The organism is Varunaivibrio sulfuroxidans (genome assembly GCF_029318635.1).
GTDB lineage: Bacteria > Pseudomonadota > Alphaproteobacteria > Rhodospirillales > Magnetovibrionaceae > Varunaivibrio > Varunaivibrio sulfuroxidans.
In genome coordinates this window covers 749,760-763,301 of sequence record NZ_CP119676.1, presented here as the reverse complement: position 1 = coordinate 763,301, position 13,542 = coordinate 749,760, and the positions used below count along the sequence as shown (strand labels likewise).

The following is a 13,542-nucleotide window of genomic DNA, read 5'->3' as shown; positions in this document are numbered from 1 at the left end:
CCATGGCGTGTTGTTCCGGGATACTCCGGGGTGGGACGTCGTTCAGGGATTGGCGATGGGGGTGTCCGGAAGGTTCCCCCATTCGGCCCACGAGCCGTCATAAACCGCCACCTGATCGTGCCCAAGAAGATATAAGGCAAAAGCGTTGACCGCGGCGGTAACGCCGGAGCCGCAGGTGCTGACGATCGGTTTGCCGAGGTCGAGTCCGATCTCGTCGCAGGCGGCCTTGATCTCATCGGCGCTGCGGAAGGTGAAGTTTTGCCGGGGGTCCATTAGCCTCGTGAACGGCAGATTGATACTGCCCGGAATGTGCCCGCGCCGTTCGGTCGGTCGCGGTTCGTGGTCGATGCCGGCGAAACGTTTTTCGTTGCGCGCGTCGATGACTTGAGTCTTTTTTCTTTCGACGTTGGCGAGCATCTGATCGAGCGTGCGCACCAAGGTGTTGTTCATGCGCGCGGTGAAGTGCCGTTCCGTGATGGCGGGGGGGGCGTCCTGTTCCAAGGGGCCGCGTTCCTTCCCCCATTGCGGCAGCCCGCCGTCGAGCACGCAAACGTCCTCATGGCCGAAAACCCGGAACATCCACCACACTCGGCACGCCGCCATGAACCCGCCCGAACCGTCGTAAACGACGATCTTATTGCCGTCGCCCAGGCCCAGCTTGCGCACCTTTGCCGAGAACTTTTCGGGGCTGGGCAACATATGGGGCAGGTCGGTATCGGTATCGGCGATTTCGTCGATGTCGAAGTGTACGGCCCCCGGAATATGGCGGAATCCATATTCTTCGCGGGCGTCCCGGTCATCATGGGGCAGATGAAACGTCGCATCGACGATGCGCACGTCCGGGGCGTCGAGATGATCGCGCAACCACGCGCAATCGACCAAGGCTTCTGGATTGGCGAACTCCATGAATAGCAGGCTCCCTGTTGATTTTATGGCGGAATTCCCCCAAGGGATTAGACCATCCACGGGGGAACCGGCAACCCTTTTTCACGAAGAAATGCGGGGTTGAACAATTTACTCTGATAGCGTGATCCGTAATCGCACAGGATTGTGACGATGGTGTGACCAGGTCCCATTTGGCGGGCGAGACGCACCGCGCCGGCAAGATTGACGCCACTGGATCCACCGAGCACCAGCCCCTCATACTGGATAAGGTCGAAAATAATTTCAAGGGCTTCGCTATCGGGGATTTGGAACGCCTCGTCGATCGGCGCGCCCTCTAGGTTGGCGGTGATGCGCCCTTGTCCGATGCCTTCGGTGATCGAGGAACCCTCCGCTTTTAAGGAGCCGAATTTGTAGTAGTGGTACAACGCCGCGCCCATCGGATCGGCCAGGGCCGTAATGATGGTCGAATCGCGCTCTTTCAGCGCCATCGCCACCCCGGCTAGGGTGCCGCCGGTGCCCGCGGCGGCGGCGAAGCCGTCTATTTTACCGTCGCACTGATCCCAAATTTCGGGGCCGGTGCCCTCGATGTGGGCCTGGCGGTTGGCGACGTTGTCGAACTGGTTGGCCCAGAACGCGCCGTGAGGTTCGCTCTCGTTAAGCTCCTCGGCGAGGCGTCGGGAAACATGGACATAATTGTTGGGGTCGCGATACGGCGCGGCGGGAACTTCGCGCAGGTCGGCCCCGCACAGGCGCAGGGCGTCCTTTTTTTCCTGGCTTTGGGTATCGGGGATGACGATCACGGATTTATAGCCCAGGGCGTTTCCCACCAAGGCCAGACCAATTCCGGTGTTGCCCGCGGTGCCCTCGACAATGGTTCCTCCCGGTTTCAGGTGACCTCGCCGTTCGCCGTCGCGGATGATGTACAGCGCGGCGCGATCCTTCACCGAGCCGCCGGGATTGAGAAACTCCGCCTTGCCGAGAATGGTGCATCCGGTGTCCTCGGAGAGTTTTTTCAGATGAATGAGGGGGGTGTTTCCAATGGTTCCGATGAACCCTTTGCGGATTTTCATGTTTCCTCTATGTAAAACAAACAAAAATAACCATATAAATTAGTATTACATTTATAAAATATATACGCGATAGGAAATATGCAAGAAAAAGCCCGGACGCCGGGGCGTTAATCTAGGGTCCGAACCCTAGGGTCGGGAGTGGGTCACGATCCGTTTTTTCGTAAGGATACCCGGTTCAGGGCGAACCACTGCATGGCGATCAGGGTGAGCGCGTTGCTAAATCCCCCCTGTTCGAGCCGGGATACCGCCGCCGAGGCGTCCAGGCAGAGGACGCGAATATCCTCGTGCTCCTCGGCCAGCCCGTGCAGGGAGCCGTTCTCGGGGGCTTGCGTGAGGCCGCAATACAGGGCGACGGTTTCGGATCCGCCGCCGGGACTGACGAAATAGCGGGAAATCGGAATCAGGTCGTCGATTTCGCAATGGGCCTCCTCGAACGCTTCGCGGCGGGCGACGTCCTCGGGGCTTTCTCCCTTTTCGACGATGCCGGCGACGCATTCGATCAGCCAGGGCGCGCCACCCGCCAAGCTTTCCCCCGCACGCAGGGCGGCGAAGGCGCCGGGGCGGAATTGTTCGACGAAAACCAGAACGTCTCGCGCCGGGTCGAACAACAGCACGGCCACGGCGTGCCCGCGTTCGAAGACCTCACGGTGGATCGGTTCCGACCAGCCGCCATCGAACAACCGATGGCGCAGGTGGTACCGATCGACGGCGAAATAGCCTTGAAAGGCGCGCGTCTTGTCGATGATTTCGACGTCGTCGATGGTAAAATCGTCCCCCGGCTGCGGATCGCGCCGCCGATCGGCGCAGCACAGGCGTGCGCCGTGATCGTGCTCGACCGCCGCCATGGCGTCCGCGCGGTCTTCAAAGGCGCCGATCGCGCCGCCGTCCCCGCCGTCGGGTAGGGCCAACCAACCGTCGTCTTCCTTGACGACGACGCCTCCGGTCTCGCAAATGCTCATAAACGGGGCATGGGTCCATTTCATATCGTTACCGTTGTGCCCGAGGTGGCTGCTGTGTTCAACTCCTATCGTGACTCGGCGACATTTGTTAAGCCGGTCGTGGTTTTTTTGTGGTGGAGGATCGGATGACGGCGGCGCGAAGCGAAAAAGTAACCTTCCAGGGCGGAAACGGCGAAATGTTGGCGGCGCGGCTGGATTTTCCCGAAGGCGCGCCCAAGGCCTATGCCCTGTTCGCCCATTGCTTTACCTGCTCGAAGGATGTTTTCGCCGCCGCGCGCGTCGCCGGCGGACTGACCGCCCACGGTATCGCGGTGCTGCGCTTCGATTTCACCGGGTTGGGGGCGAGCGAGGGCGAATTCGCCAATACGAACTTCACCTCGAATGTCGCGGACCTCGTCGCCGCGGCGACGTTTCTAAGCGAAAACCACGGCGCGGCGCAAATCTTGATCGGGCACAGCCTGGGCGGGGCCGCCGCGTTGGCGGCGGCGGCGCGCATTCCTCAGGCGGCGGCGGTGGTGACGATCAACGCGCCCCACGATCCCTCCCACGTCGCCGGTCATTTTCATGCGGCGATGGACGAAATTAACGCCGAGGGCGAGGCCGAGGTTTCCTTAGGCGGGCGTCCGTTTACGATCAAGAAGCATTTTCTCGACGATATCTCGGCGCAAAACCTGAATGGGGCGATCGCCGGTCTCGGCAAGGCGCTTTTGGTTTTTCACGGTCCCCGCGATGAGATCGTCGGCATCGACAATGCGCAGCGGATTTTTCAGGCGGCGAAACATCCGAAAAGTTTTATCTCGCTGGATGACGCCGATCACTTGCTGCACCGCAAGGAAGACGCCTTCTATGTCGCCGACGTCATCGCGGCATGGTCCAACCGTTATATCAGCGCCGACAGGGGCGATGAAAGCGTCCAGGATTTTGCGCGGTTCCCGTCGGCGGGTGTCGGCGAAGTGGTGGTCACGGAAAGCGGCCAGGGTATATACGCTCAGGCGGTTTCAATCGGGGGTGCGCACTGGATCACCGCCGACGAGCCCGAGGACGCCGGGGGCGACGATCTTGGGCCGTCGCCCTACGACCTTCTTCTCGCGGCCCTCGGCGCATGCACGGCGATGACGTTGCGGATGTACGCGGCGCGCAAGAAATGGCCGCTGGCGCGGGTATCGGTACGCCTGTCCCATAAGAAAATCCATGCCGAGGATTGCGCCGAATGTGAGACGCGCAGCGGCAAGATCGACACCATCGACCGCGAAATCGAGATCATCGGCGATCTCGATCGGCAAAGCCGGGAACGGTTGCTGGAAATCGCCGATAAGTGCCCCGTGCACAGGACCTTGCATTCGGAAATTCGCGAGGTCACCCACGAAAAAGCGTGAGAACGGCGCGCTTAGCCCCAAAAACGACCCGACACCGCGACGACGATCGTAATCAGGCCCAAGACCAGATTCGTACCGACGATGCGGCGAATAATGGGCAGAATTTTGCCCGCGCGAGGCCAATCCTCGGCCTTTACGGCTTGTCGGTACTGACCGTAAGGAACGACGTACAAGTACAGATACAGGGCGATCATGACCCAGCCGATGGCGTGCATCACGGTGACATGCATGCCGGCGTTTTCGAAACTGCCGAAATCGCCATAGACCATGGCGTACCCGGTGATGGGAAGAATAATCACGGCAAGCCATACCCAAACGAAAAAGCGTGCGAATACCCGCCCCCAAATGCCCAGGCGGACGGGGGGCTCGTTGGCGCCCAAAGCGGGGCGTAGGACCTGATGGGCGAAAAACATGCCGCCGACCCAGATAACGGCGGCCAGGGCGTGAAGCGTGTTGGCGAGGGGAAAGATGTAATCCATGGCGCTATGGTGTCGAAACCAATTCGAAAAGCAAGTTTTTTTCTTGCGCCGGGGGTTCAGAAGCGGTCGATCCCCAACCCCGTTAGGTCGATTTCGGGGCGGCGCCCACCGATCAAATCGGCGATTACGCGCCCCGATCCCGCCGCCATGGTCCAACCCAGGGTCCCGTGTCCGGTATTGAGGTACAAGTTTTCGATCGGGCTGCGCCCCAGAAGCGGCACGCTGTCGGGCGTCACCGGGCGCAATCCGGTCCAATACTCGCCCCGATCGCGCGATCCGGCGCGGGGGAACAGGTGTAGTCCGGCGTCCAGGGTCTGGCGTGCTCGGACAGGGTCGATGGTGGTGTCATAGCCCGCGAATTCGGCGGTTCCGGCAATCCGGAAAATGCCGCCCAGGCGACTTAGGACCAACTTGTGCGCGTCATCGGTGATCGACACCATCGGTGCGCCTTCATCGTTTTCGATGGGGATCGATACGGAATATCCCTTGGCGGGATAAATCGGCAGGTTCAGGCCCATGTCTTGGGCGATCTTTCGGCTGTAGCTGCCCAGCGACAGGACATAGGCGTCCGCCGTTTCGACCCCGGTCGCGGTCTCGACGCCGCCGACCCGATTGCCTTTCGCCAAGAGACGCGTAACGGTGGTTCCGAAGTGAAAACGGGCGCCCTCCTTTTGCGCCATCTCGCCGATACGCTGGGTGAACAAAAAGCAATCTCCGCTTTCGTCGTGGGGGCTCCAGGTTCCGCCGACGAAGGGGGCGTCGGAAAAACGCAACGCCGGTTCGAGATCGAGGCAGGCGCCGCGATCCAGGGTCCGTCGTTCGCAACCCAGTTCGCTCATCACGTCGGCGGCGCGCGCGCCGGCGGAGAAACTTTTCGGGGTGTGGAAAATATTCAAGATGCCCCGCGCCAGATGGTCATACTCGATCGCGGTTTCCCGGCGCAGGCGCTGTAAAATGGTGCGGCTGTATAGGGCGATGCGCAGCGTGCGCACGGTGTTTCGCCGTTCGCGCCCCGGGGTGCAGTTGGCGAGGAATTTCAATGTCCATGCCCAAAGCGAGGGATCCAGGCGCAGGTGATAGAGCAGGGGTGCGTCGGTGCGGCCCAGCCACTTCAAGGCCTTGGGCAAAACGCTGGGCGCGGCCCACGGTTCGGCGTGGTTGGCGGCGATTTGACCGCCGTTGGCGAAACTGGTTTCCCGAGCGACGCCTTCCTGGCGGTCGATGACATGGACGTCCATTCCCGCCTTGGCGAGAAAATAGGCCGTGCTCGTTCCCACGACCCCGGCACCGAGGACAATGACTTTCATCGCGCAAAAACACTCCGTACAGGCAAAGGGAAGGCCCCGCGAACTTGAGGAGACTCGTTTATACGCCCGGAGGCTCTCGTGATCCAGGGCGATGGAGCGACGTGAGTTTAGCGGGAGACGTGAGTTTAGCGGGAATTGTGCGTGAAACCGTTCTCCGCGACGATGGGCTTTCAAGCCGCCGCCGCCATGGAGTACCATCGTGAAATCAATAGCCGGGCGTGAAATCAATAGCCGGGCGTGAAATCAATAGACGGGAAAACACCATGGCGTGGCGACAGACCGAAAATCTTGAGGATATTACGTCGGGTTTTGGGCGGGAAGAGCTGTTGACGGTCGCCGAAATGGCGATGGCCGACCGGTTGACGATCGCGGGGGACGTCGCGGGACGCGATTTGATGGCGGCGGCGGGACGAACGGTGGCCGATGAAATTTTGAAAAAATGGTCCCGCCGTTCGGTGGTGGTGCTGTGCGGGCCGGGCAACAACGGCGGCGACGGCTTCGTCGTCGCCCGCGCTCTCGCCGAAGCGGGGTGGCCGGTGCGCGTCGCCTCGTTGGCGAATCCGGACGCTCTTTCCGGCGACGCCGCCCATCATTTTCACGAGTGGCGCGGCGAAACGGCGGCGCTGAGTCCCGATTCGTTGGATTTTGGCGACGCCCCCGTCCTGGTGGTCGATGCCCTGTTCGGCGCCGGTCTCGACCGCCCCCTGGCGGGGGTGGCGTGCGCGGTTATCGAGGCCATCGGCGCGCGCGGCCTGGATTGCGTCGCCGTCGATATGCCCAGTGGCGTTCACGGCGACAGTGGTGAAATTTTAGGCGCGGCGGCGCGCGCCGTTTTAACCGTGACGTTTTTCAGGGGGAAACCCGGTCATTATCTGTTTCCCGGACGCGCGTTACGCGGCGAGCTATGCGTCAGGGATATCGGCATCGCGGATGCGGCGCTGGGCGAAATTCGGCCGATGACGACATTGAATACTCCGGATACCTGGTTGTCGTCGTTTCCCATCCCCGCGCTCGACGGGCATAAATACCTACGTGGCCATGGCGTGATCGCGGGCGGGGCGGAGATGACCGGGGCCGCCCGCCTGGCCGCCCGCGCCGCGCGCCGGGCGGGCGCCGGGCTGGTGACGATCGCCGCGCCTCCCGCCGCGCTCGGCGTCTACGCCGCCGGCGATCCGGGCAATATCGTAATACCCGTGGACGGCGTCGCCGCCTTTGAAAAAGCGATGACGGATCGCCGTGTCGGCGCCGTTCTGGTTGGTCCGGGCGCGGGACGAGAGGGGGACGCGGCGGAACGAACCCGCGCCTTGACGCGTGCCGCGCTGGCGACGGCGAAACCGGTCGTGCTTGATGCCGACGCCCTCACCGTCCACGCCGAATCTCCCGGCGATTTATTCCCCACGTTCGATGGGCCGGTGGTGTTGACGCCGCACGCCGGGGAGTTCGCCCGTTTGTTTGCGGACCTTGAAGACGTATCGAAGTTGACGCGCGCCCGCGCCGCGGCCCGCAGAAGCGGCGCCGTCGTCGTCTTGAAAGGCGCCGACACCGTCATCGCCGCCCCCGACGGGCGCGCCGCGATTAACGCCAATGCCCCGCCGACACTGGCGACGGCCGGCTCCGGAGACGTCCTGGCGGGCGTTCTTATTGGATTGCTCGCACAAGGAATGCCGCCCTACGCCGCGGCGCGGGCGGCGGTGTGGCTCCATGGCCGCGCCGCCCAGCATGGGGGATGGGGGCTCATCGCCGAAGATATCGGAGATTTGTTGCCCCAGGCGCTTGCGGATGTCGATGCATTGATGAACACTCGGTTTCGCGAGGGGCGCCAGTAGCCCTCTCCGACACAAAATTGAAGGTTGCGATAGATGATCATGCTTGGTGAAAATAAATTCGGTTTTTTTGATAGCGCGTTGAAAAATATGCGCGGGTTATGGAAGTCCATAGCCAGTTCGGAGTATGACGCCGAGCGTGCGCTGTCGCGCCCCGATCTTCCCGAGGACGACGCCGTCCGGTTGCGTCAACAAATGCAGGCTTGCCTCGAATCCCGAGGGACGGAGGTCAAGGCCCGCGCCCGCGCCGCGGCGCTTGGCCGGGCTTATCTCGCCCTTGACGGTAAGGGGCGGGAACGTTTTTTAAGGGTGCTGGCCGATGAGTTCGATATCGATTCAGACGCCTTGCTGGTGGCCGTCGAGGCTTTCCGCGCCGCCCGGAACGCCGAGGACCGTTGGCAGGCCGAATACCAATTGCGTCGGACTTTGAAGGCGCCCAGGGTGAGACTTCTCACCCTTTTCAATGCGTTACCGGAGGGGGTTAAGTTTTTAGTCGATATGAGGGCCGAGTTAATCGTCCTCGCGCGCCACGATCCGTCCTTGCGGGCGTTGGAACACGATCTGCGCGATTTGTTGATCAGTTGGTTCGATATCGATTTTCTCGAACTGCGGCGCATCACCTGGGATGGTTCGCCCGCCGCCGTACTTGAAAAACTGATGGTTTATGAGGCGGTGCACGCCATCGAGAGTTGGGACGACCTGAAAAACAGGCTCGATTCCGATCGGCGTTGTTTCGCCTATTTCCATCCCCGGATGCCCGCGGAGCCGTTGATTTTCGTCGAGGTCGCCCTGATGAACGGGCTTGCCGGAAATATCCAGGATCTGCTCGACGAAAATGCCCCCGTGATGGACCCGGAAAAGGCGGATACGGCGATATTTTACTCCATATCCAACGCGCAGAAAGGACTGGCTGGGATCAGTTTCGGAAATTTCCTGATCAAGCGAGTCGCCGAGACTTTGAGCGGAGAATTGAAGGGGCTTAAAAATTTTGCAACCCTGTCGCCACTCCCCGGGTTTCGCGCCTGGCTCGATTTGGTGATTGAGGAAGAGGGCGCGGTCTTGCTTAGCGCGAACGAAAAAACCGCCCTCGAAAAAATAGGGGGGGACGACATGTCCACGGACGGTGACGCCGGGATGCATCCTCTCGGCCGGATCCTGGCGCGTGCGGATTGGGCGGAAAGGCCCGCCGCGTGCGATGCCTTGAAAACACCGCTTCTTCGTCTTGCCGCCCGCTATTTGATTGAGGAAAAAGGAAAAAACGGCCGCGCCCTGGACCCCGTCGCGCATTTTCATCTGTCCAACGGCGCCCGGATGGAACGCCTGAATTGGCTTGGCGACCGTTCGCAAAAAGGGTTGGAGCAGTCGGCCGGAATCATGATCAACTACGCCTACCGCCTGAGCGATGTCGAGAGCAACCACGACGCTTATTCTCGCGACGACCGTGTCGCCGCCGCCGGCGCGGTGCGTGCTTTATTGAAAACCTGATTTGAAAAAAATATGCGATGTCGCTATGCGTTGACAGGAAAATACATTCGTTTAAAGTGCGCCGCGCCTGGGCGAGCAGGTATTCGCGGGCGTGGTGAAATTGGTAGACACGCCAGGTTTAGGTCCTGGTGGCGGTGACGCCGTGGGGGTTCAAGTCCCTCCGCCCGCACCATGGGGCGCTTCCTTAATCAATTTGGGAGCAGCCCATTTATGAATTTGGATTGCCGTCCTCTTCGATCATGAAGTTTTGCGATCATGAAGTTTTGCGCGGCGGTCCGTCATTTTGAACACTCCGATTGGGATTCCAATGCAGGTCACTGAAACGAAAAACGAAGGGTTAAGCAGGGAATTCGCCGTAGTGATTCCCGCCTCAGATGTCGAGATCAAGGTCACGGAACGCTTGAAAGAGCTGTCGGCCACAATCAAGTTGCCTGGGTTTCGTCCCGGCAAGGTGCCGATGTCCCTGGTTCGTAAGCGCTATGGCGCCAATGTCATGGGCGAGGTGCTCGAACGCGCGGTAAATGAAACATCGACCCAGGTTTTAACCGATCACGCCCTGCGTCCGGCCCAGCAGCCCAAGATTGAAGTCACCAAATTCGATGAGGGCGGAGACCTAGAATACACCATCGCCCTGGAGGTTTTGCCCGCCATAGAGCTAACGGATTTTTCGAAAATTTCCTTGGAACGCTTGATCGCCAAACCGGACGAGGCCGAGCTTCAAAAATCGCTCGATCGCATGGCCGAGGCTTATAAAACCGCCGAGCCGATTAAAGGCGCGCGTAAAAGCAAAACCGGCGACGTCGTCGTGATCGACTTCGTCGGCAAGGTGGATGGCGTCGAGTTTCCCGGCGGCAAGGCCGAGGATTATTCCCTCGAATTGGGTTCGGGCAGCTTCATCCCCGGCTTCGAGGAGCAACTGATCGGCGTCAAGGCCGGCGACGACATTGAAGTGAAGGTATCCTTTCCCAAGGAATACGGCGCCGAGGATCTGGCCGGCAAGGATGCGGTGTTTGACGTCAAGGTTAAGGAGTTGCGCGAAACCGCGCCCGCGCAGATCGACGACGAATTGGCCAAAAAGGCCGGCATGGATACTCTGGACGACCTGAAAAAAGCGATCAACGAAGAGCACGAGCGCGGGTTCAAGGATGTCTCTCGCCAGAAGTTGAAGCGCGCCTTGTTGGACGCCTTGGCCGTGACCTACGATTTCGAATTGCCGCAGAGCCTAGTCGATGGCGAACTGGAGTCCATTGAAAAGCAGTTCGAGGAAAGCAAAAAAGCGGGCCACGAGGAAGACGACGGAAAGTCCGACGACGAGCGCAAGGCCGAGTTCGAGGAAATCGCCGAACGGCGCGTGCGTTTGGGTCTGGTTCTCGCCGAAGTGGGGCGGACCAACGAGATCAAGGTGTCTCAGGAAGACCTCAACAAGGCGATGTTCCAAGAAGCGAAGCGTTATCCTGGGCAAGAACAGGCCGTTATCGATTATTTCCGCCAAAATCCCGATGCGATGCAGCAGCTCAGTTCGCCGATTTTCGAGGACAAGGTAATCGACTTTATCCTTGAGATGGCCAAGGTGACGGACAAAGTCGTCGATGTTGAAACGCTGCTCGCCCCCGAGGACGAGGACGTTTCCCCGAAGGCTTCGGCGAAGAAGGCCGCCGCCAAGAAGGCCCCCGCTAAAAAAGCGGCGGCCAAGAAACCCGCCGCCGCCAAGAAGCCCGCCGCCAAGAAAACCTCGGCCAAGGCGAAGGACGAAAGCGCTGGGAAAGCCGAATAAAGACGCGTAGAGCCATAAATCGAGAGACGGACGACGACACAAACGACCCGGTCGGCTTTCGCCGCGCGCACGGCGCCTTGGGGCAATGCCGGTCGGGTTTGTGTTGTGGGTCTGGACTTTCCTCCGCGACACCCCCACATTGGTTGAGGCCTTTTCTCAACCTTTTGGACTTTAAAGGATGTGCGTACCAATGAGCGATCCGGTTGAAACATATATGAGTTCTCTCGTGCCCATGGTGGTCGAAACGACCAACCGCGGCGAGCGCGCATATGATATTTTTTCCCGCCTTTTGAAGGAGCGAATCATCTTTCTGACCGGACAGGTTGACGACGGCGTATCCAGTTTGATTTGCGCCCAGTTGCTTTTCCTGGAGTCGGAAAATCCGAAGAAAGATATTTTCTTCTACATCAACTCGCCGGGCGGGGTCGTGACTTCGGGATTGGCGATTTACGACACCATGCAATACATCAAACCCGACGTTTCGACGGTGTGCATCGGTCAGGCGGCGTCGATGGGGTCGTTGTTGTTGACCGCGGGGGCGGCGGGCAAGCGCTATTCGTTGCCCAACTCCCGCGTCATGGTGCATCAGCCTTCCGGCGGCGCGCAGGGGCAGGCCTCCGACATCGAAATTCAGGCCAAGGAAATCCTTAAATTGCGCCATCGCCTGAATGAAATCTATGTGCATCACACGGGGCAACCCTTGAGCACCATCGAAGACGCACTCGAACGCGATCGCTTTATGTCGCCCGAGGAGGCGCGTGAATTCGGCTTGATCGACGAGGTCGTTTCCCAGCGCCCGAAGAGCGAGGACGGTGAAGACGAGCAGGCCGACAAGGTCGATTAAAGCCCCTTGTCCGGTTTTGTGAAAACAAACCTTATTCCCGATTGTGATGATGCCTATATCAAGTAAATCGGGGAAAGGTTTCCTGGGTATTTTTCGTTTTTGTTCCGGCTTGCAGCCGCGGTGGACATGACGAAAAATGACTTTATAGATTTTAGAGATTGTGCCTCCCTTCGCCAAACGGCTAATATAGCCCTTGGGGAGTGTGGCGTTCGAACGGAGCATTTATGAGCAAGTCCAGCGGCGGCGAATCGAAAAATACGCTTTATTGTTCTTTTTGCGGTAAAAGTCAGCACGAGGTCCGCAAGCTAATTGCCGGCCCGACGGTTTTCATTTGCGATGAATGCGTCGAGTTGTGCATGGATATTATCCGCGAGGAACACAAGAGCGCGTTGGTGAAGTCCGGCGACGGTGTGCCGACCCCCGCGGAAATCAAGACCGTTCTCGATGATTATGTAATCGGGCAACCGTACGCCAAACGAGTTTTATCCGTGGCCGTGCACAATCATTACAAGCGTCTCGGACACAGCTCCAAAAGCGATGACGTCGAATTGGCGAAGTCCAACATTCTGTTGATCGGGCCGACCGGTTGCGGCAAGACGTTGTTGGCGCAAACGCTGGCGCGTATTTTGGATGTGCCCTTCACGATGGCCGACGCGACGACCCTGACCGAGGCGGGGTATGTCGGCGAGGATGTCGAGAATATTATTCTGAAACTCCTGCAATCGGCCGACTACAATGTCGAACGGGCGCAGCGCGGTATCGTCTATATCGACGAGGTTGACAAGGTTTCGCGCAAATCCGACAACCCGTCGATTACCCGTGACGTCTCGGGCGAAGGCGTCCAACAGGCGTTGTTGAAAATCATGGAGGGGACCGTCGCCTCCGTACCACCGCAAGGTGGGCGCAAGCACCCTCAGCAAGAATTCCTCCAGGTGGACACCACCAATATCCTGTTCGTTTGCGGCGGTGCTTTTTCCGGGTTGGACAAAATCATTTCCAACCGCGGCAAGGGGACCTCGATCGGTTTCGGCGCCGATGTGCGCGAGCCTGACGCCCGGCGTACCGGCGAGGTCCTCCGCGACGTCGAGCCCGAGGATTTGCTGAAATTCGGCCTGATTCCCGAATTCGTCGGCCGGTTGCCGGTGCTGGCGACCCTGGAAGACCTCGACGAAGCGGCCCTGATCCAGATATTGACCGAACCGAAAAACGCCCTGGTGAAGCAATACCAGCGCCTGTTCGAAATGGAAGACGTTCAACTGAGCTTTACCGAGGGGGCCTTAAAGGCCATCGCCAAAAAAGCCGTTGAACGCAAGACCGGCGCACGTGGATTGCGTTCGATCATGGAGGGTATCTTGCTCGATACGATGTTCGAATTGCCGGGCTTGGATAGTGTCGAGGAGGTGGTCGTCAATCGCGAGGTCGTCGATGATGGCGCCAAACCTCTTTACATCTATGCCGAACGCACCGGCGAGGTTGAATCCAGCGCTTGAATGCGCCGTGTTTCCCTCGTCGTTGAGGGCGAAATATGTCCGCCCCGGAG

11 protein-coding genes and 1 tRNA gene are annotated in these 13,542 nt (G+C 59.7%); 7 read left to right on the top strand and 5 right to left on the bottom strand.

Annotation, left to right across the window (positions count from 1 at the left end; genetic code table 11):
* Positions 1-42: 42 nt before the first annotated feature.
* From sseA to P3M64_RS03470, 3 genes are all read right to left on the bottom strand, one after another.
* Positions 43-906 carry a 3-mercaptopyruvate sulfurtransferase gene (sseA, locus tag P3M64_RS03480; RefSeq protein ID WP_132938075.1) on the bottom strand — a complete coding sequence of 288 codons (864 nt, stop codon included), beginning with the start codon at positions 904-906 and terminating at the stop codon, positions 43-45.
* Between the two features lie 47 nt (positions 907-953).
* Positions 954-1,955: a cysteine synthase A gene (locus tag P3M64_RS03475; protein ID WP_132938076.1), complete on the bottom strand. Its 1,002-nt coding sequence runs from the start codon at positions 1,953-1,955 to the stop codon at positions 954-956.
* A gap of 143 nt (positions 1,956-2,098) precedes the next feature.
* Positions 2,099-2,914: an NUDIX domain-containing protein gene (locus P3M64_RS03470; RefSeq protein ID WP_322111132.1), complete on the bottom strand. Its 816-nt coding sequence runs from the start codon at positions 2,912-2,914 to the stop codon at positions 2,099-2,101.
* A gap of 125 nt (positions 2,915-3,039) precedes the next feature.
* Between P3M64_RS03470 and P3M64_RS03465 the strand changes: the two genes are divergently transcribed.
* Entirely contained in the window at positions 3,040-4,290 is a 1,251-nt protein-coding gene (locus P3M64_RS03465; protein ID WP_132938077.1) for a bifunctional alpha/beta hydrolase/OsmC family protein, read from the top strand.
* A gap of 11 nt (positions 4,291-4,301) precedes the next feature.
* Here P3M64_RS03465 and P3M64_RS03460 read toward each other — a convergent pair whose 3' ends face one another.
* A complete protein-coding gene (locus P3M64_RS03460) occupies positions 4,302-4,769 on the bottom strand; it encodes a CopD family protein (RefSeq protein WP_132938078.1) in 468 nt (155 codons plus the stop codon).
* Between the two features lie 56 nt (positions 4,770-4,825).
* Positions 4,826-6,076 (bottom strand): D-amino acid dehydrogenase, encoded by a 1,251-nt coding sequence (locus tag P3M64_RS03455; protein ID WP_132938079.1) that lies wholly within the window; start codon positions 6,074-6,076, stop codon positions 4,826-4,828.
* Positions 6,077-6,339: 263 nt separating this feature from the next.
* Here P3M64_RS03455 and P3M64_RS03450 point away from each other — a divergent pair, with 263 nt between their 5' ends.
* The 6 genes from P3M64_RS03450 (at position 6,340) to clpX (ending at position 13,492) form a co-directional block, all read left to right on the top strand.
* The gene (locus P3M64_RS03450; RefSeq protein ID WP_132938080.1) at positions 6,340-7,902 is read left to right on the top strand and encodes an NAD(P)H-hydrate dehydratase; all 1,563 of its coding nucleotides are present in this window, start codon (positions 6,340-6,342) and stop codon (positions 7,900-7,902) included.
* Positions 7,903-7,935: 33 nt separating this feature from the next.
* Positions 7,936-9,384 carry a malonyl-CoA decarboxylase gene (locus P3M64_RS03445; RefSeq protein ID WP_243644702.1) on the top strand — a complete coding sequence of 483 codons (1,449 nt, stop codon included), beginning with the start codon at positions 7,936-7,938 and terminating at the stop codon, positions 9,382-9,384.
* Positions 9,385-9,469: 85 nt separating this feature from the next.
* Positions 9,470-9,556 (top strand) — tRNA-Leu (locus P3M64_RS03440).
* 186 nt (positions 9,557-9,742) lie between these two features.
* Positions 9,743-11,158 (top strand): trigger factor, encoded by a 1,416-nt coding sequence (tig, locus tag P3M64_RS03435; RefSeq protein WP_322111245.1) that lies wholly within the window; start codon positions 9,743-9,745, stop codon positions 11,156-11,158.
* A gap of 190 nt (positions 11,159-11,348) precedes the next feature.
* On the top strand, positions 11,349-12,002 hold the full coding sequence (gene clpP, locus P3M64_RS03430) for an ATP-dependent Clp endopeptidase proteolytic subunit ClpP (protein ID WP_132938082.1): 654 nt from the start codon (positions 11,349-11,351) through the stop codon (positions 12,000-12,002).
* Positions 12,003-12,226: 224 nt separating this feature from the next.
* Complete coding sequence (gene clpX, locus P3M64_RS03425) at positions 12,227-13,492, top strand: ATP-dependent Clp protease ATP-binding subunit ClpX (protein ID WP_132938083.1); 1,266 nt, start codon at positions 12,227-12,229, stop codon at positions 13,490-13,492.
* Positions 13,493-13,542: the final 50 nt, after the last annotated feature.

Bases quoted from the DNA above. Each gene is read 5' to 3' on its own strand.
- sseA (WP_132938075.1), bottom strand. From the start codon at position 906: ATGGAGTTCGCCAATCCAGAAGCCTTGGTCGATTGCGCGTGGTTGCGC.
- P3M64_RS03475 (WP_132938076.1), bottom strand. From the start codon at position 1,955: ATGAAAATCCGCAAAGGGTTCATCGGAACCATTGGAAACACCCCCCTC.
- P3M64_RS03470 (WP_322111132.1), bottom strand. From the start codon at position 2,914: ATGAGCATTTGCGAGACCGGAGGCGTCGTCGTCAAGGAAGACGACGGT.
- P3M64_RS03465 (WP_132938077.1), top strand. From the start codon at position 3,040: ATGACGGCGGCGCGAAGCGAAAAAGTAACCTTCCAGGGCGGAAACGGC.
- P3M64_RS03460 (WP_132938078.1), bottom strand. From the start codon at position 4,769: ATGGATTACATCTTTCCCCTCGCCAACACGCTTCACGCCCTGGCCGCC.
- P3M64_RS03455 (WP_132938079.1), bottom strand. From the start codon at position 6,076: ATGAAAGTCATTGTCCTCGGTGCCGGGGTCGTGGGAACGAGCACGGCC.
- P3M64_RS03450 (WP_132938080.1), top strand. From the start codon at position 6,340: ATGGCGTGGCGACAGACCGAAAATCTTGAGGATATTACGTCGGGTTTT.
- P3M64_RS03445 (WP_243644702.1), top strand. From the start codon at position 7,936: ATGATCATGCTTGGTGAAAATAAATTCGGTTTTTTTGATAGCGCGTTG.
- clpP (WP_132938082.1), top strand. From the start codon at position 11,349: ATGAGCGATCCGGTTGAAACATATATGAGTTCTCTCGTGCCCATGGTG.
- clpX (WP_132938083.1), top strand. From the start codon at position 12,227: ATGAGCAAGTCCAGCGGCGGCGAATCGAAAAATACGCTTTATTGTTCT.